This window comes from Salipiger mangrovisoli, from assembly GCF_015223355.1.
GTDB classification, from domain to species: Bacteria; Pseudomonadota; Alphaproteobacteria; order Rhodobacterales; family Rhodobacteraceae; genus Salipiger; species Salipiger mangrovisoli.
On record NZ_JADFFK010000006.1, the window covers coordinates 127,541 to 153,471 of the forward strand.

Here is a 25,931-nt window from a genome sequence, read left to right on the forward strand (position 1 = left end):
TTACACCAACCTCAGGGTGAAGCCCTTGCGGACGCGGTGAGACGTTTTGGCAACCGCGGCACCGGAAAGAGGCACAGAAACGAAGTGTTTCTGAAAGAAGATAAAAAACGGCAAAATTATGTCTTACTCTGGTCGGCAAATTCTGGCGGGCAGACTCCGACCGGCGCGCCGACGATTTTTCCCAGTTCTAGTTTGGTACCGATCATGCTCTATCTTTCGTCGCTTCTGCTCAGCGTGCTCCTTTGGAGCATGGCCAGCGGCTCGTCTTCCGGCTCGGACAGCGACGATGCGCAGGATGATGGCGCGGCAGGCACCGCCGATGACCTGGACGCGGGACTGATCCTGGGCACGATCGGAAATGACATGCTGACCGGCACCAGCGGCAACGAGACGTTGGATGGCGGCCCCGGCGACGATCGTCTTGTCGGCGGCGGTGGCCATGACCTGCTGGTTGACCGGCTCGGCTCGGATACGGCCGAGGGCGGGGCGGGCAGCGATTTCATCGTGATGGTGGACGACCTGCCGGGCGCATCCGACGTGCTCGACGGCGGTGGCGGTGTTGATCTGCTTTGGGGGGACGATGGCGACACGGTGACCGGCGGCGGCGGTGCCGACCTTTTCATCGTGCCGGTCGGGCAAGAAGGGGCGGAGCCGGTCACCATTACCGACCTCGATTTCTCCCGGCTTACAGATCAGGACCTTCCGGACCGAGTTGTCTTTGTGACACCCGAGGGAGACATCATCCCGCGCGCCGCCTTCTTCGACGGCACGCTCGCGGCGGGTATCGGCGATATGCCCGACGGCAGCGGCGCGGGTGTCTTCATGAATGGCGAGGTCGTGGCGGTGATCGAGGGTTACACCGCCGAAGAGCTTTTCTACGAAACGATATGGATCGGCAATTTCTCGTCGGCGCTCAATGCCACCTTCGAGGGCGACGACATGCTGATCGGCACCGAAACGCGCGACGACTTCTTCGGCGGGCCGGGCGCCGACGTTCTGGTGGGGCGGGGCGGCGGCGACTACCTCGACGGCCAGGACGGGAATGACTCGATCAGCGGTGTCGATGTGGCGGGGGCCGACACGGTGGGCGACACGCTGGTCGGCAACGCCGGGGACGACATTCTCTTCGGCGACGAGGGGGACCACCTCGCGGGCGGGGCAGGCAACGATTACTACGACATCGTGGTGCCGCAGGGCGACGATGCCTTCACCCCGCTCACGCTGCACACCTACGAGCTGAACGGCAATGACGGCGGTCCCGAACTCATCTCGCTGATGCGGGCGGACGGCACGCTGATCGATGCGGACGAAGCCTATGACAATCTGACCGTCGCCGAGGCAGCGGACGGCAGCGGCGCGGCGCTGATCTATGACGGCATCGTGCTCGCGGTGATCAAGGGGGTGGACGCGGCGTCGCTCGGCGATCCCGCGGGCTGGCTGGGCAACCTGACCCAATTGACCCCGGTGGCCTCTGCGCCGCCCGCCTTCGACGGCACGCATGTTTCCGTCACCGCGGCCACGGGCACCGGCCAGATGCTCGAAGGGGCCTATTTCGGCGGCAATCTCGTGTTCAGCGTGAACACCGAGGACGGCGTGCCCTTCGACAATTTCGGCACGGCGGCGGATGCGCTCGACATCACCCACCTGCGCTTCCCGGCCGGGCAGGGCGACAGCGGCGATCTGGAAGTCGATGGCGATGGTTTCCTCAACGTGCTGGAAATGCAGCGCGTGGACGGTGCGTGGCAGCTGCGGCAGGAGGTCACCGACATGCTCGACTGGGCGCGCGAGAATGGCGCGCAGGTGACGCTGGTGCTGCCGACGAAGAACTACGGCGTGGATGAGTTCGAGACGCTGGACGATGAGATCGCGCGCTTCGCCGAGACGGTGATGCGTGACTATTCCGATGTGGTCGAGGCCTTCGAGATCGGCAACGAATACTGGAGCATGGGCGAAACGGCCTATGGCACCAAGGCCGATGTCGCCGCGGTCGCGCTGGCGCGCGGTATGGAGGACGCGGGCTTCGCGGAAGACGATCAGGCCGCGATCCTCGTGCAGATGGCCTCGCCCTTCGCCGGGTCGGAGTATCACGTCTCGGTCGATGACAGACCCTATCTGGAGCGCGTGCAGGACGCGAACCGCACGATCATCGACCAGCTTGGCACCGAGGCGCGGGAGGCGATCGACGGGGTGGTCGAGCACTACTACTACGACAAGCAGGTCACCGAGTTCGAGGGTACCAGCGGCGAGATGAACTTCATCAACCGCGACTACGCCGTCTGGGAGGAAGAGTTCGACAAGGAGCTCGACCTCTACATCACCGAGTGGAACGTGCGCACCTCCGACACCGCCGAGACCGGGCTGCGCTCGGCCTCGGTGATGGTCGAGATGACCAGCAACATGAACGGGCTCGGGGTGGATGCGGCGCATGTCTGGCCGGTGCAGCACAACACGCCGACCGACCTTGCCGGCAAGCAGACCGAAGACGTGATCACCGACGCCGAGGGGCGCGTGCTCAACACCATCAACGGCGCCACTTTCGACCTGATGAGTTCCAGCTTGCCGGGGCTGGAGCTGCTCGACACCGACCTTTCGATCGCGGACGGCAGCTTCACCTTCCACGCCTGGCAGTCCGAGGACAGCACCGTGGTCTACGTCGCCTCGCGGGCGACCGACACGATCGAGCTGGAGCTGGACCTTTCGACGCTGGTGCCGGACTACAGCTCTGCCTCGGCGGTGAAGATTGGCGCGGATTTCTCGGCCAATTCCAGTGATGGCGTGCACTACGTGCCGGGCAGCGGCTTCGAGGAGGCCGACAGCCTGCTGGTCAACGGTCAGCGCTACTACATCAACGAGAACGATGTGCGGGCCGAGCTGACTGACCTCGCGGTGACGGGCACCACGGTTCTGGTGACGCTCGATCCCTTCGAGGTGATCGAGATCACCTACGTGACCTCGGCGGGGGCGATGATCCCGCCCGACAGCGGTGGCGAAGCCGGAGACCGGATCACCGGCAGCGCTGCGGCGGACACCTTGGAGGGGGGAGATGGCGATGACACGCTCGCAGGACAGGGCGGCGATGATCACCTTACCGGCGGCAAGGGCGACGATCAGGTCAACGGCGGCGAGGGCGACGACCGGCTGCTCGGCTGGGGCGGCGACGATTCCCTCAAGGGAGCCGAGGGCGACGACCTGATCTCGGGTAATCAGGGCGACGACACTCTGGTTGGCAGCGAGGGCGACGACACGTTGAGCGGCGGCGAGGACGACGACGAGCTGAACGGCATGACGGGCAACGACCGCCTTTCGGGCGGTTTGGGAGCGGATACGCTGACCGGCTGGGCCGGGCGCGACGTCTTCGTGCTGGCCGAAGGCGATCTGACCGGCGGCGACGTGATCACCGACTTCACACCCGGCAAGGACGTGATCGAAGTCGACCTGCCGGGCATCGACGATCTGTCGGACATCAGCTTCAGCGCCGGCGCCGAGGGCATCACCCTCCACTTCGGCAGCGAAGGCAGCCTGCTGCTGCAGGGCGATCTGCGCCTTGCCGATGTGAGCGCAGCCCGGAACTTCGTCTTCGTCTGAAGCAGGGTGCCCGCCCTGTTCGGGCGGGCGGCAGGGTCAGAAGGTCGCGCGGATGCGGAAGCCGACCTGCGTGTAGTCGTCGTAGCTTTCGAAGCTCGGCTTCACCCACATGATGTTGCCGCCGATGCGCCAGTTCTCGGTGAGCGCGGCCTCGTAGAAGCCTTCGACCGCCGACTCGTCGCGCAGCTTCACTCCGTAGGCCCCCAGCGCCTCGCCCAGCTTGTCTGACCAGTTGTACTTGCTCCAGGCCAGGCCCCAGCGGTCGCTGGAGCGACCGTAGAGCGGCGAGTTGCCCCCCACCCCGAGCAGGAACATCTCGTCGAGCGGGTTGGGATTGCCGTCCCCGAAGCCGACCTGGCCGAAGACGCCCCAGCCCACCATCGGGTTCTGCGGATCGCTCCAGAGGTATTGCTGGAAGCTCACGCCGGTATAGTTCACCCCATCCTTGGTGCTGGCAAAGGCGTCGTCGCTGGGCGACAGCAGCAGGGACTCGTAGTCAGTGCCCTTCTTCGTCGAATGGGCGATATTGAGGCTGTAGAAGCCGGGCTTTCCGTTGATCTGCGTCGTGTAGGTCGCGGTGCCGTTGTAGACCACGCCCTCGTCGAAAAGATCGTCCCAGAACTCCTCGCCCTGCGCGTTGTTGGCGTCGTAGATCATCAGCGTGTAGATCATCGGCGCGTAGTTCACCGTCAGCATGCCGCCGAAGATGTAGGGCGGCAGCACGAAGTTGCTGGGCGCGCCGATGCCGAGATACTGGAAGCCGCCCTGTCCCTGACCGCCAAGCAGCGGCGTCGCCTCTGCCAGGTCGATGACGTTGAACTTGCCGAGGGACAGGCTCGTCGTGTTGTTGAACTGCTGCGTCATGGTCAGCGAAAGCGTCGTCTGGTTGTCCGAGGTGAGCGCCGGGAGCGTCGCGAAGGTGTTGGTGGGCCAGACGAGGCCGCCTTCTCCGAGACCGACGATATCGTCGCCGTCATTGTATTCGAAATGTCCGCTGATCGAGCCGCCGGACCAGATCTCCGCGTAGCTCATCTTGATGTCGGCGCGCCAGCTGTAGCGCGCGTCGTCATCGGCATCCCCTTCGATCGGCGCGTCGGCGAATGTTGTGAAGCCGAAACTGAACTTGGGTCCCTGGTCTTGTGCCCAAGCGGTGGCGGGCAGGCTGGCCGAGGTCAGCAGGGCAGCGGTCAGGACGGGACGGGAAAAAAGACGGACCGGCATGGCAAAATCCTCGTATCGGAGGTGGCTGTTCCTTGGGAAATCACGGCCCCGGTCCCGTGGCCGCAGAATACGATGCGGCTTGGCCTCCGAGGCGGTACGCGTAAAGACAGGTCTTCAAACCATCTGATTTCACGGCGAGAAATCGTGCCGGGAAACCTATGCAGAAAGCCTTCCACAGGTGGGCGACAAAAGCAATTCTCGATCTACCTTGGCGCGAAGCTTGGCGAGCACTGTGGCATGGGTGCCCTTGCGTCAGGCATCCGAAATGCCCGAGCGCCGCCGGTCCGTCTTCACCATGGTGTCTGGCTCGAAGCAGCGCAGCGGGGCGTTCCAGCGCGTCGGGACGCCTGTCGGCACGGCCAGTTTCAGCGCAGGCAGCACTCCGGGGTGCAGCGGCACCAGGTCCGCCGCGACAAGAGCCTAGCGCCGCGCAGGACGTCCGGAAGGTCGGGCAGGGCCGTCGAGCGGCCCGGCGCCGGGGTAACCCCGGCGCGCAGGTAGAGTGAGCCGCCCTCGCACCCATGGCGCTTGGCAGGGTCCAGCCGGGCAGGGGAAGCCGGCGCTTCCGCGCGCCTGTCTCAAGGATCACCGCACGCTTCAATGATCCGCGTCGCCTGGGCCCAGGCAAATGCGTAGCGCCCGACTCCTCGGGCATACGTCGCGGGCCGACACGCCGGAGACGTGCCGCGCGGCGCCTTCGCGGCCATGCCCTCAGGGCTCGCGCAGATGGTCACCAGCACGGCGGATGGGGAGACTGAGCGCTCACGCGTCCTCCTCCGGCTGGTACAGGAGTTTGCCGGACTGGCGGGTGAGGATCATGCCCGGTGTCACGGGCACGAGACAGGTCCGCCGGTCGGGAGCGCCGTCGCGCAGCAGCTCCACACGTGCGTCGGTGGGGATCGGGTCTTGCCGCACCAGGGAGCCTCGCGAAAGAGAAGGCAGCAGCGCCCGCTTCGGCGATCTGCGGAGCGATGCGCAGCGCATGCCGCGCCGCCAGCGTCACACATAGGCGCCGGGATGGTAAGGCGACTGGCCACAGATGCGCGTGCCGTCATCCGGCTTCACCCGGAAGCCGGTCAAGCAGTGCACGACGGTGAGTCGGGCGCGGGGGTCCGCGGCCGAATGCGCCATTCAGCGCGTCCAGCGCAGCAGCGACAGCTCGTCCTGAGCCTCGGCCTCACGTTTGGCCTTTGCCTCGCGCTCCTCGGCAAGCCGCTTGAGGCGCAGTATCTCGTAGGTCTTCTGCTCGGCCAGCGCGGCGCGCAGCTTTTCTTCGGACCGAGCCAGTTCGGGAGCGAGCCGGGCGGCGTCGCTGGAGATCCGGTCGACCTCGGCGCGGATCGAGCGGATGAAGCGCCCAAGATAGGGGGCACCCTCAAGCCCGTCGATCCGGGACTCGCCAGAGAGCCGGTCGAGCAGCGCGGTTTTCTCGCCTTCAAGCTTGTCCATGCGGGCGCGCAGTACGCCGGTCTCGGCGGCTTGACGCTCGGTTTCCAGGGATTTGAGCCGCTCCATCACCTGAAGCGCCCGGAGCCGGCGCAGGGCCGCCTCAGTGGCCATTGGCCGGGGTCTCGGGCTGGGCCTGAGGTGCGGGATCGCTGGGCAGCGGCCGCTCGCCGCCGAGCTTCATCCGCATGTTCATGAGGATCTCGGCCGGGAAGCCGTTCCCCGAAGGTGGGACGGCGTGGAATTCGCCGGGCCGGGCCGCCGAGATGTATCCCAGTGTCGAAAGATCCTCTTCGGGTGTCGGCGCGCTTGCGGCCGAGGCCATCCCGGTGAGCAGCAGCAGCGGCAGCGTACCGAGGCGGGTCATGCCGCGGGCAGTTCCTTCTGCGCGGCCTCGACCTCGTAGAAGTCCGGCTGCATCCGGGTGGGAATGTTGCCGCGCCCGATCTCGACGCAGATGCTCGGCGGGTGGTCCGACACCATTGCGACGAAGATGTCGCGGATGATGTGGTAGAAGGCAGCATCCTCGTCCTCGATCTGCGTCAGGCGGCCGGAAACCGGCTGCACCATGCAATAGGCGAGGAAGACGCCAAGGAAGGTGCCGACGAGCGCGCCGCCGATCATCCCGCCAAGGATCTCGGGTGGCTGATCGATCGACGACATGGTCTTGATCACCCCCAGCACCGCGGCGACGATCCCGATGGCGGGAAGCCCGTCGGCCATCTGCTGGATCGCATGGGCCGAGGCCATGGCCTCGTGGTGGTGCTTCTTGATCTTGCGGTTGATGACATCCTCGGTCTGGTACTTGTCGTCGAACTGCATCGACAGCATGCGGAAGCTGTCCCGGATCAGGTCGATGGCGAAATGATCGGCCGCGATGCGCGGGTAGCGCGCGAAGATGTCGCTCTGTTCGGGCGACTCGATGTGGCTGTCGAGCGCGAGGACGCCGCGCGCCTTGTAGATGCGCGACAACTCGAACATCAGGTTGAGCAGATCGGAATAGTCCTTTGCCTTCCAGCGCGGACCCTTGAGCACTTTCACGACACCCTTGCCGGCGCTCTTGATCACCGAGAAACTGTTGGCGATCACGAAGGCGCCGATCGACGCGCCGCCGATCATCATGCCCTCGAACGGCAGGGCATGCAGCACAATGTCCATCTTGCCGCCGGACAGGATGAAGCCTCCGAAGACAAGGCCGAAGACAAGGGCGAGTCCCAGGATCATCGTCATGGATTGAAATCTCTACTTGGCTCTTGCGGCCGGAATGCGCCGGCGGTCATGATCAGCATATGTAAATTTGACTTCCGTTCAAGTATAAACAAGAATAGATAAGACAAGTCGAAGAACTGTTCGGGGCCGCTGATCATGAACGCCGAAAAACTCGCTTATTTCTTCGAGGCCGCGGAGCTTCAGACGGTGTTCGCCGACTGGCCGGACGAGATCGGGCTTGCGCTCTGCCTCGACGAGGCCGGGAGCTGCGAGATGGTGCTGCACCATGTCGAGGAGGGCCGGGCGGTTCTGCGCAAGGTCGGCGCGGTGCTGGACAGCGCCAAGGGCGGCTTCGCCGTGGTTCCGCCGGTCGAAGGGTACCCAACGCGCCGCGTGCTGTTCTCGGACGAGCAAAAGCTGTTGAAGCTGGTGGCGGGCGAGGATGACCTTGCCGAGATGGCCGAGGACTACCTGATCAACTATCGCTTCGAGCAGGACCGCAAGGCGCGTCCCGCCCCCATGCGCGTGATGGAGGCGATGCCCGAGGCCGTGGCGACGGCACTGCGTGGGCCCGAACCCTTCCGCTGGCGCCCGCGCCTGCACCTTTCGGAGCTGACGCCGAAAAGTGTCGCCCGCCGCAAGTCAAAGCGTGGCGAGATGCCCGAGGGCTACGCCTCGGCAGAGGTTGTCTCGGACAGCGATTGCCTGTTCGTCGAGGCCGAGGTCAGCCTTGGGTATCGCGGCGTGCGTGTGACGCTGAGCCCGGAGCTTGTGACCATCCAGACGCGCGCGGTGCTGGTGGATGAGGTTGGTTTCCGCGATGACTTCTCGCGCTTCGTGCTGCCGCGGAAGGCCGTGCAGGGCTGGGTGCCCGGCGCGCCGCTGGTCATCGACATCCCCGAGACCCGCTTTCCCGCCGGACTGCGGCAGCGCTTCGCTGCCTCGCCGCGCACGGCGGAAGTGACCGTGACCGATCATGGCGTCTTCGTCGCGCCGGGTGCCGTGAGCCGCGCGGCGGAGCCCGCCGTGCCCGAGGCGCAGCCGCAGGCCGAGGTGCTGGCAAGGCCGCGCCGGGCGCGCCGCCTTTTCACGCCGGTGCGCGTTGCGCTGGCGGTGCTGACCGGCGCAGGGCTGATGACCGGGACCATGATGCGGGCGGTGGAGCTGCCCACGGGGCTCGCCACCCCGGTGCTCGAGATCGCTTTTGACGCGGCGGAGAGGACGGGGCGTTGATGCGCCCGGCGCGCCCTGCGTTCCGTCCCGCCGCGGATGATCTTCTTGCGTCCACGGTTTTGACCGGTCCTGGCCATAACGGGCTCCGTGCCCCTGCGCCGCGTGACATCCCCGCGGCCGCGCGTGTCGCCGGATCGGCGGCATATTCCCATATCCCGAAGGAGGCCCCATGAACGTCCACGCCCTTACGCGCAAGGAAAAGCGGGCCCTCTCTGCGAGGGGTGCGAAGCTCTACGGCATCGGCGGCGACTCCGCGGTTTCGCTGTTTCAGGCCTACCAGTGCCTGAAGGTCGGCAATCTGGCCGAGGCCTGCCAGCTGGTGCTGCCGCTCACCAAGTCGGTTCCCGAGAACCCCCATGCGTGGATCGTTCTGGGTCTCGCGGCCCTGAACCGGCGCGAGGGCCAGACCGCCAAGGCGTTCTTCAGCAAGGCGGCGGAAAGCGCGCCCAAGTCGGTTGACGTGATCACCGGTCTGGCCAAGGCGCATTTCTTCTGCGCCGAGCCGGACGAAGCCGTTGCGAAGATGGAAGAGGCGTTTGCGGCCGGGAACACCGAGGTCGAGTTGATGGTGCTCTACCTGTCGGTCATGGAACTGTTTGACCGGGTCCCGGCTGCGGCAAAGGTGCTCGAGCCGCTCATGGACAAGGTCAAGAGCGTCGAACTGAGCCGGACGGTCGGCGTCAAGCTGGCGGAATGCGAGAGCTACAAAGAGGCGGGGCTTTGGCTCGATCGCGCGCATCGGATCGCGCCTGAGAGCGAACTGGGCAGGCTTGCGGCGGCATCTGCCTGCTTCCAGCGCGGCGAAATGGCGGAAGCAGAAGCGCGCGCTCGCGAATTGCTTGCGGAGGGGGTCAACGACCGCGAGGACGCCTTGATGACCCTCATTGGCGCGCTCCGCTTCCAGTCGAAGCATGACGAGGTGCTCGCGCTGGCTGAGGGTCATGTTTTCAGCGATCCCGTCATGCATGGCCGCGCGCGCGCCTTCGTGGCCAATGCCTATCACGACCTTGGACTGCGCGCCGAGGCGCGGCAGGCCTATCTCGAGGCAATGCAGTCTGCGAGCGAGGAGCGTTCGATCGCGCGGGCCTACGGGGCCTTCTGTTTCGGCCACGGCGAGTATGACGAGGGCGTACCGCATTACCTGAAGCGCCTGCCGGAGAGCTACCGCAGAACGGTGCCCGTGGAAAACGCTTCGGCGGAAAACCTGGAGCGGGAAAAGCGCCTCTACGTGATGAGCGAACAGGGGGTCGGCGACCAGTTGGCGCTGCTGACGCTGGTGCGTCTCCTGCCCGAGCTCAAGGGTCGAGAAATTGTCTTCGTCGCGGACCGGCGGGAATCGGTGCTGCTGCTGGGCAATGCGCTGGGGATCTCGGTGGTCACGAAAGGCGATTTCAAGCTCCACGGCATGGGCGTGTCCAGGCAACAGATCGTCGCGCTGGGTGATCTCGTTCGCTTGCTGCCGGGACAACCGGCCGATGCCCGTCAGGGCGGGTACCTCGCACCGCGGGCGGATGCCGTGAGCGAACTGCGCGCGCGTTATCGCAGCCTCGCCGGAGATCGCCCGATCTTCGGCATGGCTTGGGCTGCGCGGGGGCTCATCGGCACGTTGCGCTCTGTCGATCTGGCCGAGATGGTCGGCATCCTGCCTCCGAATGCCTTCGTCGTGAGCCTGCAGTACGGGGACACCGACGCGGAGATCGCCGCCGCCCGCGCCGCGCGACCGGACGTCGAGATCCATTGCGATCCGCTGGTTGACCAGATGGCCGATCTCGCGGCCTTCGCCGCGCAATGTGCCGCGGTGGACCGGATTGTCACCATCGACAACACCACCGCGCATGTGTGCGGTGCCCTTGGGCATCCCGAGACGCACATGCTGGTGCCGGAGGGCGCGGAATGCATGTGGTACTGGGGCGCGGAGGTCCGTCAGGACCCCTGGTATGGTGTGCTCAAGCTGCACCGTCAGGCAAAGGTCGGCGACTGGAGCGCGAGCTTCGCCTCGGTGCGCGAGGCGCTCGCCGGTTAGAGCGGGGCGTCGCCCTCCAGCACATAGCCCTGCGCCCGGATCGTGCGCACCTGGAGCGCATTGCCATACTGCTCGGCCAGTTTCTTGCGGATGCGGGCGATGTGAACGTCGAAGCGCCGGTCGCCGTAGGCCCATTCGCCGCCGGTCACCTCGGTCGCGAGCAGGGCGCGGCTGACGATCTGTCCGCGCCGGGCATGCAGGCAGGCAAGGATGCGCTCCTCGAGGGGGGTGAGGCCAAGCTGGACGAGCCGGGCAGCGCGTTGCCCGGCGAGAGACGCCCTTTGCAGGCGCACCGACAGCCGGGCCAGCATTTCCGAAGGGTCGTGGTCGGCGCGGAGCGCGTCGTCGGCACCCGCGGCGAAGATCTCGGCGGCGCCGCGCGCGCGGTTGCCATGATCGACCGCGAGGATCACCGCATCGGGGGCGTGCCGGCGGACGCCGACAATCAGGCCGAGCATGTCGTCATCGCGCGGCAGGTGGGCGGAAAGCCCGACGATCATCGCGGTGAGGGGCACGTCGGGCGCCATCAGGTCGCGCGCTTCCGCAGGGCGCGCGCGCCGGAGCACCCGGCGCAGACCGCTCCGTTCCAACAGTTCGGACCAGGCGTTGCGCTGCGCCGTGTCGCGTTCCACCACGACCGCGAAGGAAGCGCGCTGGATCATTGCGGCAGGCTCGGACAAGGTTTCGACAAATTTTTTCCCATGACTTGGCGTAAGATTTTTATATTCAACATGGATTAACCTTCAATTCCTATTTGCCTGTTCAGGAGAAGACCAAAGTCACCAAGAAGAGACTAGGAAATGGGTAAAGAGTTGCAGCGGTTGCTGTTGCGGTTTCTGGGGCGCATCCGACGGCCGGACGCGCTGCCCGTGGCCGAAACATATTCGATGCTGACCTGTCGCGAAACCGGCATGCAAAAGCCGCTCCTGCGCAGGCACCTGCGCGAGGTGCTCGGCATGACGCCCGAGGAGTACCGCAGGAAATGGCGGCTGCCTCAGGACGCGCCACTGGTTTCGCAAGCCTATCTCGACCGGCGGGAAGCCGCTCGAAACATGGAGTGGGAAGGTTAAATTGCCCATAGGGCAAGAATCTATGTAAAGTATAAGTGCAATCCCCGTCGACGGGCGCGCTTGTTCAAGGACAGAAAAGTCAAGAACAGGCAAGAACGGACAGAAGTGCGTTTGGTCCCGGCGATGCGACAGCAGAATGACGATCGGCAGGATAAGAATATGAACGGACATGACGAATCGCAGGACATGGTGGCCCGGATCGTGGCCGCCTACGCGTCCCGCCCGGACGTGACTCCGGATGAAATCGTGAACCTTTACCGGCGCCTGACCGGCGAAGTTCAAGAGACGCCCGCGGCACGGGCGCCGCAGGCTCCTGCCGCCGGGGCGGGCGGAATGCACCCGGCGCTTCCCGTGGCGCAGGCCGTGACCGAGGACAAGGTGTACTGCCTGTGCTGCGGCCGCGGCTTCAAGATGCTGAAGCGCCATCTCGGCGCCGAGCACGGCATGACCGAGGCGCAATATCGCGCGGCCTTCAATCTTGCCGAGGAGTTTCCGCTGGTGGCACCGAGCTACTCGCGCAAGAAGGCCGCCCATGCCAAGGAAGCCGGGCTCGGCAAATACGACCGCACCGTGATGGTGGGGCAGGAGTAAGAGCGCGAAATGGCTGGCAGGAACGAACAGGCGGTCATCGTAAAGAAGATCGAGGAAAGCGGCGGACACGGGCATCACGGTGGTGCCTGGAAAGTCGCATACGCGGACTTCATGACCGCGATGATGGCCTTCTTCCTGCTGCTGTGGATCCTTGCCGCGTCCGATGAAGAAAAGCTGCGCGGGCTTGCCGACTACTTCACCCCGTCGCTTTCGGAATCCGGGGGACGCGGTGACGGCCTGCTGGACGGCATGGTGCTGGGGCAGGACGGCGTGATGAGCGGCACCGATGGGCCGCAAAGTCCTGTCCAATTGCCAAGCTTCGGACAGGAAAACCCGCTCGCGGTGTTTGACAGCCGGCTGCGTGACCCGGATTCGCGGGTCGTGGTCGAATTCGATACCCGGCCCGAGGGACAGCAGGACAGCCAGACCATCAACACCGGCGAGAATGGCGTTGCCGATGGGATCGCGGCGGCCCAGGCCGCGGCGGAAGCCGAGGCGGCGGCAGAGCAGGCCGAGCGCACCGAGCAGGAATGGCAGGAGGCGCAGGAACGTCTCGAGCAAACGATCACCGAGCAGATCGTCGAGGATCCCGAGCTGCAGGCGATGCAGGAGAACCTGCTGTTCCAGCGCACGGCGGACGGGCTCGAAATCCAGATCGTTGACAAGAACAGCAGTTCTATGTTCGCCACGGGCAGCGCGCGGATCGAGGATCGGACCCGTGACCTGCTGCGCATCGTCGCCGAGGCCATCACCGACCTGCCGAACGAGATCACCATTTCCGGGCATACGGATTCGGTGCCTTACCAGCGGGCCGGCAGCTATTCCAACTGGGAGCTTTCCGCAGATCGCGCCAATGCGACGCGCCGCGTGCTCGTGGATACCGGGGTCAATCCGGCAAGGATTACGCGCATTTCCGGCCTTGCCGATACGGCGCCGCTGGATTCGGAACATCCCGCGGCCCCTGAAAACCGCCGTATCAGCGTCACATTGCAGTATCCGAAGCCGCAGCAGCCTTAATGCCTGCAAAGCGTGCTCGGGAAAGTAGCGGCAAAACTCACCATATCTAGTGTTCTCTTTGCCGCACAAAGCTGTATATCCACACGTAATTTGCGGAATGTTAAGGAAACTCAGAGGGTGTGGGTGGCGATCTCTGCGATGGAAGCAGGAATGCTCGATGTGAAAATCCTTGCAAACACAGGGATTTCACTGCGCGACTCGCACTCCTTCATCTAGCATCCAGAAAGATCAAGACCTCAATATCTAGGAGGTCGATTTACATTTGGTGGGTTTGCGAGGATCCGCTCAAAACCTACTGTGTACCCGGGGAAAGACTCACTTGGGGCATGGGTAAACGGATGCGTAGCGGGGACATTCTGCGTTTAATCTGGCGGGAGGGCGTGGCTCTTCCGGAAGTGGAATTCGGGGTCAGGTTTCAAATGGCGCTGACGGCGATCCTGCCGGTACAGGCAGAGACCCTGATGGCTCGCGGCGACTGCAGGCATCCGCTTGTCATGGCCGACGAGCTGGAATTGGCCCCTGCATTGCCACTCGGCGACGTGCTCGTCGAAGAGCTGCCGCTCGATCTGCCTTATGGCACGATGGTGGTGATGCTGCCTGTATCGGGCGTCTCGTTTTCGCAGCTCCTGGGTGAAACCGTTGCCGAAGCGCTGCTGCTGGCACAGAGCCTTGGCGGTGTGCCGATGGAGCATGAGACCGACGCGCTCTACATCATGGCGCATGCGGCGATGCGCCGAGCCGCCGCACTTGGTCGTGAAGGACATGAAGTTGAGCCGCAGGGCTTCTGCCGCGGTCTCGGGCGGAGCCTGTCGCGCCACTGGCTGGCCGAGCGCAGGCCGCTTTTGCCCGATCCCATGCTCTTCTCGCGGTCTGATTTCCTTTGGCAGCGGCAGCTGGCGGTGTATCTCGCGGACCTTGATCCGGGGTTCTCCTCGCCCGATCCGCTGCTGGTTCCAGAGGATCTGCTCAGCGTCTCCGATACACCGCTTCGCCTGAGCGACTGGGTCAGCCGCACAGAGACCATGCTGCGTGCGGTCATGGGCGCGCCAGAGCGCGAGTATATGCCGCTAAAGGCGAGTTTTGCTGCTCGATTTAACCTTCAGTAAATCATTATATTCTTCCTGATATCAAAGAATTGTGTTTACTTATTCTTGCAGGCAAGAATGAGTTGGGCGTTTCTTCATGATGTCCATGACGTACCAGGCAGCGATGCGCGAGCCGTTCCTCGACATAGAGCAGGAGCGCAGGGCCATTTGCAGCTGGCAGGATAGCGGGGACCGCAAGGCCCTCGAATTGTTGCTGCGGTCGCACGCACGGCAGGCGTGGTCGCAGGCGGCGCGGTTCACCGACAACCCGGTGCACCTCGAGGATTTGGCGGCGGAAGGCTTCCTCGGGCTCATCAAGGCCGCCGACTGCTTCGATCGGCAGCAGGAGGTGCGCTTCTCGACCTATGCCGCATGGTGGGTGATGAACGGGATTTCCGGCGCGCTGGCGCGGATCAAGGCGGTGATCGACATTCCTGCGCGCACCTATCTTGACGCGCAGACAGGCAAGCTGTCCGAGGAAGAGCGCGCGCGCATCCGCATGGCGACCCACGGGATCATCGCGCTCGACGGGGGTGAAGATGATGAGGACGGGCGTCCGCGCGATATCCTCGTCTCGGGCGAACCCGGCCCCGAAGAGCTTGTGACGCTGGAAAGCGAGCGGGCGATGCTGACCCGGCTGCTGGCGGAGGCGCTCGAGCCGATGACCCCGGAAGAAGCCGAGGTGATCCGTCGGCGACGCCTGCAGCCCGACCCCGAGCCCTTCGGCAGCATCGCACGCGATCTCGGCGTGTCGCAGGACCGCCTGCGCCAGGTTGAGAAGCGCGCCATGCTGCGGCTTCGGCGCAATCTGATCGACAAGGGGTTCTCTCGGGCGGTGCTGACATGATCAATTTGCTGACCGCGCTTGGCGCACCGAATGCCAGCCAAGCAGAAGCGAAGGGAACCGAGAAGCCGGCCGAGGGAGAGACGCCCTTTGCCGGGCTTCTCGCCTTGCTTGGCGGCGGAAAGGATGCTGGCACTGACAGCGTGGAAGAGACCGGCGACGGCGTTTCCGACCTGCTTGCGCAGGCGGGCGCGGCGCTCGCGGATCCCGATCTTTCCGAGGAGGAAATCGCCGCAGTCCTCGCCCCGGTGATCGAGCAGATCGGCACGGCGCTTGCCGCCGATCCGGTGCTGCTGGACAAGGCCAAGGCATTGGTCGCCAAGCTTTCCGAAACGCTGGTGGAGGCGGGGCCAGAGGCCGAGGAGCTCTCCTGGCGCGATCTGTCGAAGGGACTGGCCGATCTTCAGGCCGAGCTTTCGGGCGCGGAAGAGGAACCGGGGGACGAGGCGGCGCTGGCCGCCCTAATGCAGCTGGCGCTTGTGACCGCGGAAGAGGTGGCACCGACCTTTGTTCCGGTCCCCTCGGGGCTGGGACAACTGCTGAGCCTGCCTCTGCGAGACACATCACAAGTGGTCGAGGTCGCGCCTGGCGACCAGCAGCCTGAGCTGCCCGAGTTTGCGTCGGATGGCCTCGGCCGGAGTGCGCTCACAGAGGGAGAGGGCGCATTCCCGGGAACCGCGGAGGACGAGGGCGATGCGCGCGCCGCGCTCCCGCGCGCCGAGGCCCGCCCGGTCGCGGGCTTCGCCCTGGCCGCGCCACCTACGGCGGCGCACGGCGCAGACCAACTCCCGCCGCCGGGGCCGCTTCAGGTGCAGGCTGCGCCGCTTGGTCCGGTGTCGGCAACGCCGCTCGCGGCCAGCGCGATGGCGGCCTCGCAGCTTGCCGGTGCTGCGCCGCAGGTGGCGGCGCAGGGGCAGGACGTGCTGGGCCAAATTCGCGCCAGCTCAAGCGCCGAAGGCAAGATCAATGTCGAACTGAAGCCCGAGGGATTGGGCAAGGTCGAGATTTCCCTGACGCCGGACGAGGCGGGCAGGATGCAGGTGGTCGTGCGCGCCGATCAGGCCGCTGTGCTGAGCGCCCTGCGCGCCGATCGCGACGGGCTCATGGCCCTGCTTCGCGACGCCGGGCATGCGGTCGAGGACGGCGCACTCAGCTTCGCCGACATGGACGCTCAAGGCGGTGCCCAGGGGCGCGGGCAAGGGCAGGACGGTGCGCGTTCAGGCGGTTTCACAACCTATGGGACCGCCAGTGCCGAGGCCGCGCGCGCCGAGAGCGGCGCAACGACTCAATCGCTCGCGCTGCCCGTGGGCAGCGTCGACCTCAGGATTTGACGGGAACAGAACACAATGGCCATCGATCCCTTTGGGACCACCAGCGTCAGCACGACGCCCAGTTCGTCCAGCAGCTCGATGAGCCAGCTGTCGGAGGACTACGAAAGCTTCATCACGCTGCTGACGGCGCAGATCCAGAACCAGAACCCGCTCGAGCCGATGGACAGTACCACCTTCATCTCCCAGCTCGCTCAGCTGAGCCAGGTGGAGCAGTCGGTGGCGACGAACGCCAACCTCGAAGGCATTTCGGACCAGCTGGCCTCGATGGGGGCGATCACCGGCCTGTCGCTGATCGGGCGTTCGGTGGTGACCGCCACGGATGAGGTCGTGCTGGCCGAGGATGGCGGGTCGGCCGAGATGTCCTACTATCTCGCTGCCGAGGCGGACAGCGTGACCCTGACCGTCACGGCCGAGGACGGCACCGTGCTGCGCACATATGGCGGTCTGGATACCACCGCTGGGGCGCGGCACGCCGTGGGCTGGGATGGGCTGGACTACGAAGGCCTGCCGCTGCCGGCAGGCGGCTACACCATGGCGCTGACGGCGCTCGATGCCGAGGGCAGCACGATTGCCTCGCAGACCTACGCGCCGCTGAAAGTTCAGAGCATGACATATGAAAACGGTCTCGCCACGCTCCACCTGGAGAATGGCGAGACCGTGCTTGCCGGTCTCGTCGAAGAGATCATCTAAGCGCTCAGGTGCGCGGCACGTCGGCCTTCACCAGCGACAGGAACAGGACTTCGGAGACATCGTCTCCGAAGTCTTTTTTCAGGTCCTCGGACAGCTCCTGCGAGAGCTTGCCGGTGTCGATGCTCACGCCTTTCATCGACCGGCCATCGGCGGCGCGATGCATCGAGGTCAGGATGGCATCGCGCAGGCGCGAGGCATTCTCGGGGATGTTGAAGTTCACCGCGGTGTTGATGTCGCGCATCGCCACGCCGACTTCCGAAACCACGTAGGTGATGCTGTCGGCGCGATAGACCGGCACCGAGATCTTGCCCAGTGACACGATGCTGGAATCGGTCGCGCGATCCTTGGTCAGCATCCCCTGCGCAGCGGCGGGCTTATGGGCGATTTCGGTTTCGGCTTCAGGTCCTGCCGACGTCTGGGCCTGGTCGAGGTGCTGCGGACGCCCGGTGTCGCCGTCCGCTTGTGGAGCGGTGGTATGCTTTGGGCCATGCGTGGCAAGATCGTCAAGGATCTGCTCCGCTTCGGAAGGCCCGGCTTCTGCCGTTTGCTCTTCCAAATTCTGCGCAGCGGGGGCCAGGACATGCCCGGCACCATAGCCGACGGCCCCGAAGATCAGGGGCAGCGCGGCCAGGGCGATGTATGATTTCTTCATAACGAATCCCGCAGTTTCTCTGTCAGGGTCCGTAATGACGCGCGATTCGGGCTATTTTTTCGTCAAATCACGGCGTTATTCGGGTCAATAAGGCAGAATAACGTCCATGACATCTTCGCCGTATCCCCGTGTCTGCTGTCGGCTGACCGATCCGCGGCCGCCATAGGAGATGCGCGCCTCCGCGATCTTGTCGTAGGGAATGGCGTTGCTGCGGTCGATGTCCTGCGGCCGGATGATGCCGGTGACGCGCAGTTCACGCAGTTCCTCGTTCACCTTCACCTCCTGGCGACCGGCGACGACGAAATTGCCATTCGGAAGTTCCTGGACCACCAGGGCGGCCATGCGCAACGAGATCATCTCCTCGCGGTCGATCGAGCCCGAGCCAGAGGCGCCGGTCTTCGAGGTGATGTCGACGATGTTGTCGCCCGATGGCAGGTCCTCGGGGCCGACACCGGGCAGGATCTTGTCGATCTGGGTGCCGTAGCCGAAGAAGGAGGGGAAGCCGAGCGTCGAGTTGCCGCTGCGGCTGCGGTCGGATTCATTGCTGAGCGAGGCGGTGTCGTCGATCTCGACCAGGATGGTCAGGATGTCGCCGATCTGCGTCGCCCTCTGGTCGCCGAAGAACCCCGAAGAGCCGCGTTCCCAGAGCGACGCACCCTCGGCGCGATAGGGGATGCGGTCGGGCTTGGGCGGCGGCATGGGAATGTTCACGCTGCGCGCCTCGGCGAGCGTCTGCGGATCGAGCCCGACACGGCTGACCTCGGGGTCGCGGTCGAAGGCGGGAGAATTGCAGCCAGCCAGCAGGGCCAGCGCGGAGGCGGCCATCAGGCCATGACGGAGCGGGGTCATCGGATCACCTCTACGAGGCCCTCTCCGCGCGCAACCGCGACGAGGGGGGTATTGCTGACGAGATTGACGATGCGCACGTCCTGCCCGCGGTGGGCATCGGTGAGCGCGCGGCCGGGAGCGGTCACCACAAGCCGGCCATCGTCGTAAAGAATGTTCACCTTGTCGCCGCGGCCGATCACCAGCGGCTGCATCACAGACTGGGTCATCACCGGGCGGCCCTGTGCCAGCATCCGCCGCACCTGCATGCCGTCGAGCTTTGCCTCGTCGACGATGGTGAAGGCACCGACGCGGCTGAGTGGCATCTCGACGGTCTTGATGTCGGTTGCGCCGATCACCTCGCCGGGCATCAATCGCCGGGTGGGGACCGGCAGCGTCTGTGTTGCGATGACGAAGCCCTGAAGCCGGTGGGTCACCCCCTCTTCGGTCAGCGCATTGGCCAGGAACTGGCCGCTGTCGCGGTCCATCCAGAAGGCCGAGATGGTTTCGGCATCTTCGATCTGCGTGCCCTTGAAGCGGACGCGCAGATTGGCTTCGGACGGCAGTGCCGCGCCCCAGTTCATACGCGCCTGCTCTTCGATGAGCACATCCGGAGACTCTGCCATCGCGACAAGCGGCGCCAGGGTCAACAGGGCGAGAAGGCAGGCGAAACGGGACATGACGTCAGCGGATTTGGTTGGCGGCCGACATCATCTGGTCAGCGGTTTCGATCGCCTTCGAGTTCATCTCGTAGGCGCGCTGCGCCTGGATCAGGTCGGTGATCTGGCGGATGATATCGACGTTGGAGCTTTCCAGGTATCCCTGGCGCAGGATGCCGACGCCCTCGTCACCGGGGGTGGCCGGGATCGGGTCACCCGAGGCCACGGTGGCCTGCAACAGGTTGTTTCCCATCGGGCGCATGCCGGCATCGTTGACGAAGGTGGTCAGGGTCAGCTGGCCGACCTCGACCGGGGTCGTGTCGTTGCCGACATAGGCGCTGACGATGCCGGTCTCGCTGATCGAGACCGACACGGTGTCGTCCGGCAATACGATGCCCGGATCGATCTCGAAGCCCTGCTCGTTGACGATCTGCCCCTCGGCCGACAGGCGGAACGAGCCGTCACGGGTGAAGGCCTGGGTGCCGTCGGGCATGTTGACGGTGAAATATCCACGTCCGTCGATCGCCATGTCGAGCTGGTTCTCGGTCTGCGCCAGCCCGCCCTGGGTGTTCAGCCGCACGGTGCCAGCGGTGCGCACGCCGAGGCCGATGTCGAGGCCGGTCGGACGGGTGTTGCCTTCTTCGGCGGTCACCGCGCCCTCGCGGGTGATGTTCTCGTAGATCAGGTCGGTGAAGCTCGCCCGCGAGGCCTTGAAGCCCGTGGTGTTGGCGTTCGCGATGTTGTTGGAGATGACGTCGACGTTGGTCTGCTGCGCCATCATGCCGGTAGCGGCGATTCCGAGTGCCTTCATGGTCGTCCCTTCCTCAGCTGTTCCGGATCCGGCTCAGCATGTCCTTTTTCAGATCGTCATCCGATTGCACCAGGTTCAGCGACTGCTGATAGGCCTGCTGGATCTCGATCAGCCGCGTGACCTCGGTCACCGCCTGCACATTGCTCATCTCGACGGCGCCCTGGATGACCTGGGTGGTCGACTCGTCCGGGATCAGCCGGGCATTCCCATCTTGGGGCATGAACATGCCGCCGCCCGAGCGTCCGAGACTCTGGCGGTCGGGCAGGGTGAAGACGCCGACCTGGCCCAGCACCGCGCCGTCGGCAGAGGTTATCACCCCGTCGTTCGAGATGCTGACGGTCGAGGCCTGATCTGGCGGCAGCACCATCGGCGCGCCGCCCGCGTCAAGCAGCTGCGCGCCGCTCGCGGTGATCACCCGCCCCTCGGCATCGAGAACGAACCCGCCATCGCGACCGAATGCGGTTCTGCCATCTGACGTCTGATAGCCGAACCAGCCATCGCCGCTGAGGGCGAGGTCCAGCGCATTGCCGGTCGGCATGATCGCGCCCGAGCTGTTGTCGACATAGGAGCCGCGATCGAGCACGTAGTTGGTGCCTTCACCCGCAAGCGCGGCGTCGTCTTTTTGCAGGTAGGTCTCGAACAGCACCCGCTCGGCCTTGAAGCCGGTGGAGTTCGCATTGGCAATGTTGTTCGAGGTCACGTCGATCTGCCGCTCAAGAGCGGTCAGCCGGGAAAGCGCGACGTAGATAGAATTATCCATGCAAACGGCCTATTAATATTTGCTCGATCATTCTTTTCTTGATGATGATGCGTGTTTTGCTAAGATAACGCAAGCATAATGATGATGAAGCGGGCATAAGCGGTGGTCTATTCTTGTGCAATCGCAGGGAAACGTGTGGCGGTCTTGGCGCTGTTCCTCTGCGCCTGCCCGGCCTTGGCGGAGCGCGCCGGTCCGCAGCATTTTGCGCAGGTCACCCCGGCGGCGATCTCCGAGCCCCGCGTGATCGATCCGCCGGCGCTCTACCTCGGGCAGCGGGCCGAGGAGCCCTTCATCGAGGAACGGGCGCGGTTGATGGAGGCGGTGATCGCCGCCGGCGACCGGCAGCCCGATCAGGCGCGGGCCTTGACCGATCTGGCCGAGTTCTTCTTCGCGCATGCCATGGCGCCCGAGGGGCTTTCCGTGCTGGGTGGCGTGGCGGGTGAGGCGGTGCCGCCCGCCCATCTGTTGCGCGCGCGGGCTTTCGAACTGGCGCTCGGGCTGATCGATACGCGCGGGCGGCCATTGACGCCCCGCGCCGAAGCCCTGCTCGATCCTCCGCATTCTGCCTGGCCCGATCAGCCGCTGTTTCTTGCACTCTCGCACATTCGCGACGGAAACTGCGTGGATGCCCGGCCCCTGCTCGAACAGGCGACAGCGCGCCTCGCGCGCTTCCCGGCGCCGGTGCGGGCGCAGGTGCTTCCCGGCCTTCTGCAATGCGCGATCGAAACCGGGCAGTGGTACCTTGCGCGAGATATTGCTGTCTCGTTCGAGGGGTACGCCGAGTTGAGAGACGGCACGGCATATTACTACCTGCTCGGGCAGGTGGCCGAGACGGTTGACGAGCCGTTGGCCGCCTTCGACAGCTACATGCATGCGATCACTGGCCGCGATATCTGGGCGCACCGGGCGCGCCGGGCGTTGGTCACGCTGGGCCTTACGCGCGATGCCCTCTCAACCCCAGACGCGATCCGCCTGCTGAAGCTGGAGGCGGAGATGTGGCGCGGCGACGAGTCTTCGGGCGCGGTGATGGATCAGCTTGCCTCGCTGCAGGTGATCTCGGGGCGCAAGACGGACGCGATCGAAACCTACGGCTTGCTGATCGCGCGGCTGGCGGGCACCACGTCAGCGACCGCCGCGCAGCAGAAGGCGCGGGCGCTGATCGAGGACATCTACCGCAGGGGCGCCGAGGGTGAGATCCCGCTGGGCCGTTTCATGGCGGATCACGAGCGCATCGCGCGCTATTTCCGCTTCACGCAGAGTTTCGCGCTGGCCTCGGAGTTGTTTGCAGACACCTTCCGCAAGGCGGGTGCAACCAAGGTTGCCGCCGAAGAATATGCCACCACTCACGATTACCTTACGGCGGCGCAGGATCTGGGCATCACCACCGCAGAAGAGGGCCAATTGGCGCGTCTCAAGGTGAAAGAGGCCGAGACCCTGCTGGCGGGCGGTCAGTTCGAGGCCCTGGGAGCGTTGCTGTTGCAGCCGATTGCCCTGACGGACCCGGTGTTGAAGCGCCGCTTCGACCTGGTTTCGGCGCGCTATTTCGATGAGACCGGCCAAACCGTGGAGGTGCTCGCTGACGGGCAGGACACGCCGGACGGCGAAGCGACGACGCAGCTGCTGCGCCTGCGCGCCTTGGCGCGGTTCGAGCGTGGCGAATGGCCGGCGGCCAAGGCCTCTTATGCGCGGCTCTACGCGCGTGAGGGCAACGAGATGCCCTTGCCGGACGCCATTCGCTACCTGCTCTCGGCGCATCGCAGTGGCGACAGCGCGCGCGCGGCGGACCTGGCCGGGCAATTCCCGAGCCTGACCGAGCTGCCGGGCTGGGCTGAGATCGCGCGCGGGCTGACGCGGGAAGCCCCTGCCTTGTTGCCGCTGCGCGAAGAAACCGCGCGGGCGCGGATCGACAAGGCCCAGGAAACCCTCGACAGCCTTCCCGAGGTGGAGCGCCTGAACTGAGCGGTGCTAGGTGCCAAGATCAGGCATGATTCAGTCGCGCGGCGCCGAAATTAATACAAGTAAAGGCAAATTTAACCATGGTGAAACCTGGTTTGCCTAAGTGATCAGTCAACTGCGGTTCAACTGCGACCAATAGGGCGAGACGGACATGAGCATTTCCAGCGCGATGGCGGCCGGGGTCAGCGGCCTCACGGCGAACTCCAATGCGGTTGAACGCATTTCAAACAACATCGCGAATGCGGATACCATCGGGTATCGCCGCAGCTTCGCGCAGATGATCACCTCGGGTTCGACCGCGGCCACGGGCAGCACCTCGGCAGGTGTCGCGACCACGATCACCCATTCCAACACCTCAGAGGGGACCTTCCAGGAGACTTCGGTCGCCTCGAACCTGACGATCAACGGCAGCGGGTTCTTCGTGGTGAACTCGAACATCAACGCGGGCTACACCAGCGGCAACATGTTCACGCGGGACGGCAGCTTCGCGCCCGACGAGAATGGCAACCTGGTCAATGGCGCGGGGCTGTACCTGATGGGCTTCGCCTATGACGGCACGGGCCAGCTCGGCGGGGTGGACCGTTCGAGCTTCTCGGACCTGGTGCCGGTCAACGTCGCCAGCCAGGCGATCAACGGCTCGGCCACCAGCGCGATCGGCATCAGCGGCACGCTGCCGTCGCAGGAAACGGGCGTCGCCGAACCCGGCAATGCCTTCACCACCTCTGTCGAGTTCTACAACGCACTCGGCGAGGCGGAGCGGCTGACGCTGTCGTTCCAGCCCACCACGACCGATGACGCCTGGGATGTCACCATCTCGGGCCCCGATGGTGACTATGGCTCGGTGACGATCACCTTCAACAACAGCGGTGCCGATGCCGGATCGCCTGCGAGCTATTCCAATGTGACATCGCTGGCCACCGCGCCCGCCGGCTTCGGTTTCGATACGGCGACCGGCGAGATGACCCTGACGGTCAACAATGGCACCACGCCGCAGGCGCTGACCATCTCGCTGGGTGCGCCGGGGGCGTTTGACGGGCTGACCCAGTTCGCCGGGGACTACACGCCGATGAAGGTCGATGCGGACGGCAGCGAAAGCGGCATGCTGACCAGCGTGGAGTTCGACGAGTCCGGCGATGTCTGGGGCGTCTTCGACAATGGCACCCGCAAGGTGCTCTATTCCGTGCCGCTGGCGACCTTCGCCAATGCCAACGGGCTGGCCACCTCCAACAACTCGACCTTCCAGGTGTCGAATGAATCCGGTGACTTCTACCTTGGCGCGCCAGGCACCGGCGAGACCGGCTCGCTGACCTCGGGCGGCATCGAGGGCTCCAACGTCGATATCGCGCAGGAGCTCACCAACCTCATCCAGCGTCAGCGCGCCTATTCGTCGAACGCGAAGATCATCACGACCGCCGACGAGATGCTGAACGAAACCGTCAATCTCAAGCGCTGACCTCGGGCAGCGACACCGGGTGACAGACTTGGCAGATAGGATCGCACCATGAGCCTTTCCGCGGCCCTCAACGCGGCACGCAGCGGGTTGAGCGTCACGTCCCGCTGGGCGCAGACGACCTCGAACAACATCGCCAACGCCAACAATGCGTCCTATGCGCGCCGCGATCCGACGATCGTTTCGGGACACTCTGGCGGCGTTACGATCAGCGAGATCACCCAGGCGGTGAACACCTCGCTCGACAGCATGTATCGTCTCGAGGTGTCGCGCACCGCAACTCAGGATGCGATCGCCACCGGCCTGTCGCTCTACACCGCGCAGCTTGGCGATACGGGCTCGGACGTGACGCTGCTGACCCAGCTCACGGATTTCCAGAACGCGCTGGGACTGATGGCGGCGAGCCCGACCGACAGCTCGTTGCAGCGCGCCGCGCTGACCGATGCGCAGGAGCTGACGCTGTCGCTCAACCTCGCCTCCAACTCGCTCATCGACGCACGGGAGCAAGCGCTGTCGTCGGCGCAGAATGACATCACGAGCATCAACACGACGCTCGCGGATCTCGCCAAGATGAACGAGAAGCTCGCCAGTGGTAAGCTCAGCGAGGGCCAGAAGCTCGCGCTTGGCGACGAGATCACGGCCAAGCTCGACAGCCTCGCCGAGAAAATGGACTTCACCATGCGCACCGATGCGAAGGGGCGGATGGAGATTTTCACCACCGGCGGCACGGCGCTGCTGCTTGGCGAAACCGCCGAAACCATCAGCTTTGACGCGGAGACGGGTGTTCTGAGCGCCGGAGCCGTCGACATCACGCCGGGAGCCGCGGGTGCCCGTGGCATCGGCGAGGGCTCGCTCGCCGGGCAGATCACGCTCTACAACGATGTCATCCCCGAGATGAGCGCGCAGCTCGACGAGGTGGCCAAGGGGTTGATCAGCGTCTTCGAGACGTCCGATGTGTCGCTGGCACCGGGTGAGGCAGGTCTGTTCACCGACGCCGGCGCGGCGCTGAGTGATCCCGTGGCTGCCGGGCTTGCTGCGCGGATCGCCGTGAACAGCGCCCTCGTGCCCGACGAGGGCGGGGCGGTCTGGCGCTTCCGCGACGGTGTCGGGGCGACCGTGCAGGGCGAAAGCAACGATGCCTCGCAGCTCAATGCCTTTGTTGACGCCATGGCGGGCAAGACCAGCTTCGATGCCAGGCTGGGGCTCGCCGACAGCGCGACGCTGGCCGATTACATGGCAAGCCTGATCGCCAGCCAGAACACCACGCGCGCGAACGCGGAAACTGGCGCCGAGACCTCTGCTGCCGCGGCACTCACGGTGCAGGAGACGCGGCTCGGCTTCATGGGCGTGAATGTCGATGACGAGCTGCAACAGCTCGTCGCCATCGAACAGGCCTATTCTGCAAATGCGCAGGTGATGACCACGGTCATGTCCATGCTCGACACGCTGCTCGACTCCTTCTGATCCCGGAGC

General features: G+C 65.1%; 23 protein-coding genes. 13 read left to right on the top strand and 10 right to left on the bottom strand.

Going from position 1 to position 25,931, the window contains the following annotated elements; genetic code table 11:
* Positions 1 to 204: 204 nt before the first annotated feature.
* Positions 205 to 3,585 carry a calcium-binding protein gene (locus tag IQ782_RS09680; protein WP_194134429.1) on the top strand — a complete coding sequence of 1,127 codons (3,381 nt, stop codon included), beginning with the start codon at positions 205 to 207 and terminating at the stop codon, positions 3,583 to 3,585.
* 36 nt (positions 3,586 to 3,621) lie between these two features.
* Here the strand turns inward: IQ782_RS09680 and IQ782_RS09685 are convergent, their stop codons facing one another.
* The 4 genes from IQ782_RS09685 to motA all read right to left on the bottom strand — a co-directional run bounded on the left by IQ782_RS09685 (position 3,622) and on the right by motA (position 7,482).
* A complete protein-coding gene (locus tag IQ782_RS09685) occupies positions 3,622 to 4,806 on the bottom strand; it encodes a carbohydrate porin (protein WP_194134430.1) in 1,185 nt (394 codons plus the stop codon).
* A gap of 1,131 nt (positions 4,807 to 5,937) precedes the next feature.
* A complete protein-coding gene (locus IQ782_RS09690) occupies positions 5,938 to 6,366 on the bottom strand; it encodes a flagellar FliJ family protein (RefSeq protein WP_194134431.1) in 429 nt (142 codons plus the stop codon).
* Positions 6,356 to 6,619, bottom strand: coding sequence for a hypothetical protein (locus IQ782_RS09695; RefSeq protein ID WP_194134432.1), 264 nt, complete (start codon positions 6,617 to 6,619; stop codon positions 6,356 to 6,358). The genes IQ782_RS09690 and IQ782_RS09695 overlap by 11 nt, the downstream gene beginning before the upstream one ends.
* Positions 6,616 to 7,482, bottom strand: coding sequence for a flagellar motor stator protein MotA (gene motA / locus IQ782_RS09700; RefSeq protein WP_194134433.1), 867 nt, complete (start codon positions 7,480 to 7,482; stop codon positions 6,616 to 6,618). The genes IQ782_RS09695 and motA overlap by 4 nt, the downstream gene beginning before the upstream one ends.
* 135 nt (positions 7,483 to 7,617) lie before the next feature.
* On the opposite strand from motA, the gene IQ782_RS09705 reads away from it, so the two are divergent.
* Together IQ782_RS09705 and IQ782_RS09710 are read left to right on the top strand one after the other, a co-directional pair.
* Positions 7,618 to 8,694 (top strand): hypothetical protein, encoded by a 1,077-nt coding sequence (locus IQ782_RS09705; protein ID WP_194134434.1) that lies wholly within the window; start codon positions 7,618 to 7,620, stop codon positions 8,692 to 8,694.
* A gap of 169 nt (positions 8,695 to 8,863) precedes the next feature.
* Positions 8,864 to 10,717, top strand: a complete 1,854-nt coding sequence (locus IQ782_RS09710) for a tetratricopeptide repeat protein (protein ID WP_194134435.1) — start codon at positions 8,864 to 8,866, stop codon at positions 10,715 to 10,717.
* Here the strand turns inward: IQ782_RS09710 and IQ782_RS09715 are convergent.
* Positions 10,714 to 11,379, bottom strand: coding sequence for a response regulator transcription factor (locus IQ782_RS09715; protein WP_194134436.1), 666 nt, complete (start codon positions 11,377 to 11,379; stop codon positions 10,714 to 10,716). The two genes, IQ782_RS09710 and IQ782_RS09715, sit on opposite strands and share 4 nt — an antisense overlap.
* 138 nt (positions 11,380 to 11,517) lie before the next feature.
* On the opposite strand from IQ782_RS09715, the gene IQ782_RS09720 reads away from it, so the two are divergent.
* From IQ782_RS09720 to IQ782_RS09750, 7 genes are all read left to right on the top strand, one after another.
* Positions 11,518 to 11,787, top strand: coding sequence for a MucR family transcriptional regulator (locus tag IQ782_RS09720; RefSeq protein ID WP_194134437.1), 270 nt, complete (start codon positions 11,518 to 11,520; stop codon positions 11,785 to 11,787).
* Positions 11,788 to 11,946: 159 nt separating this feature from the next.
* On the top strand, positions 11,947 to 12,378 hold the full coding sequence (locus IQ782_RS09725) for a Ros/MucR family transcriptional regulator (RefSeq protein ID WP_194134438.1): 432 nt from the start codon (positions 11,947 to 11,949) through the stop codon (positions 12,376 to 12,378).
* Positions 12,379 to 12,387: 9 nt separating this feature from the next.
* The gene (locus IQ782_RS09730; protein ID WP_194134439.1) at positions 12,388 to 13,395 is read left to right on the top strand and encodes a flagellar motor protein MotB; all 1,008 of its coding nucleotides are present in this window, start codon (positions 12,388 to 12,390) and stop codon (positions 13,393 to 13,395) included.
* Positions 13,396 to 13,721: 326 nt separating this feature from the next.
* Positions 13,722 to 14,501, top strand: a complete 780-nt coding sequence (locus IQ782_RS09735; RefSeq protein ID WP_194134440.1) for a hypothetical protein — start codon at positions 13,722 to 13,724, stop codon at positions 14,499 to 14,501.
* 76 nt (positions 14,502 to 14,577) lie between these two features.
* Positions 14,578 to 15,327 (top strand): sigma-70 family RNA polymerase sigma factor, encoded by a 750-nt coding sequence (locus IQ782_RS09740; RefSeq protein WP_194134441.1) that lies wholly within the window; start codon positions 14,578 to 14,580, stop codon positions 15,325 to 15,327.
* Positions 15,324 to 16,655, top strand: a complete 1,332-nt coding sequence (locus tag IQ782_RS09745; RefSeq protein WP_194134442.1) for a flagellar hook-length control protein FliK — start codon at positions 15,324 to 15,326, stop codon at positions 16,653 to 16,655. Before IQ782_RS09740 ends, IQ782_RS09745 begins: the two co-directional genes overlap by 4 nt.
* 15 nt (positions 16,656 to 16,670) lie before the next feature.
* Complete coding sequence (locus IQ782_RS09750; RefSeq protein ID WP_194134443.1) at positions 16,671 to 17,345, top strand: flagellar hook assembly protein FlgD; 675 nt, start codon at positions 16,671 to 16,673, stop codon at positions 17,343 to 17,345.
* Between the two features lie 4 nt (positions 17,346 to 17,349).
* On the opposite strand, the gene IQ782_RS09755 is transcribed toward IQ782_RS09750, so the two are convergent.
* From IQ782_RS09755 to flgF, 5 genes are all read right to left on the bottom strand, one after another.
* Positions 17,350 to 17,997, bottom strand: a complete 648-nt coding sequence (locus IQ782_RS09755; RefSeq protein WP_194134444.1) for a hypothetical protein — start codon at positions 17,995 to 17,997, stop codon at positions 17,350 to 17,352.
* 84 nt (positions 17,998 to 18,081) lie between these two features.
* A complete protein-coding gene (gene flgH, locus IQ782_RS09760) occupies positions 18,082 to 18,846 on the bottom strand; it encodes a flagellar basal body L-ring protein FlgH (RefSeq protein WP_194134445.1) in 765 nt (254 codons plus the stop codon).
* On the bottom strand, positions 18,843 to 19,502 hold the full coding sequence (gene flgA / locus IQ782_RS09765) for a flagellar basal body P-ring formation chaperone FlgA (protein ID WP_194134446.1): 660 nt from the start codon (positions 19,500 to 19,502) through the stop codon (positions 18,843 to 18,845). Before flgA ends, flgH begins: the two co-directional genes overlap by 4 nt.
* 4 nt (positions 19,503 to 19,506) lie before the next feature.
* Entirely contained in the window at positions 19,507 to 20,292 is a 786-nt protein-coding gene (gene flgG / locus IQ782_RS09770) for a flagellar basal-body rod protein FlgG (RefSeq protein ID WP_194134447.1), read from the bottom strand.
* Between the two features lie 13 nt (positions 20,293 to 20,305).
* Entirely contained in the window at positions 20,306 to 21,052 is a 747-nt protein-coding gene (gene flgF, locus IQ782_RS09775) for a flagellar basal-body rod protein FlgF (protein WP_194134448.1), read from the bottom strand.
* A gap of 135 nt (positions 21,053 to 21,187) precedes the next feature.
* On the opposite strand from flgF, the gene IQ782_RS09780 reads away from it, so the two are divergent.
* The 3 genes from IQ782_RS09780 (at position 21,188) to flgK (ending at position 25,922) form a co-directional block, all read left to right on the top strand.
* Complete coding sequence (locus IQ782_RS09780; RefSeq protein WP_194134449.1) at positions 21,188 to 23,011, top strand: hypothetical protein; 1,824 nt, start codon at positions 21,188 to 21,190, stop codon at positions 23,009 to 23,011.
* A 148-nt stretch (positions 23,012 to 23,159) separates the two neighbouring features.
* Complete coding sequence (locus IQ782_RS09785) at positions 23,160 to 24,461, top strand: flagellar hook protein FlgE (RefSeq protein ID WP_194134450.1); 1,302 nt, start codon at positions 23,160 to 23,162, stop codon at positions 24,459 to 24,461.
* A 48-nt stretch (positions 24,462 to 24,509) separates the two neighbouring features.
* The gene (gene flgK, locus IQ782_RS09790) at positions 24,510 to 25,922 is read left to right on the top strand and encodes a flagellar hook-associated protein FlgK (RefSeq protein ID WP_194134451.1); all 1,413 of its coding nucleotides are present in this window, start codon (positions 24,510 to 24,512) and stop codon (positions 25,920 to 25,922) included.
* Positions 25,923 to 25,931 lie beyond the last annotated feature (9 nt).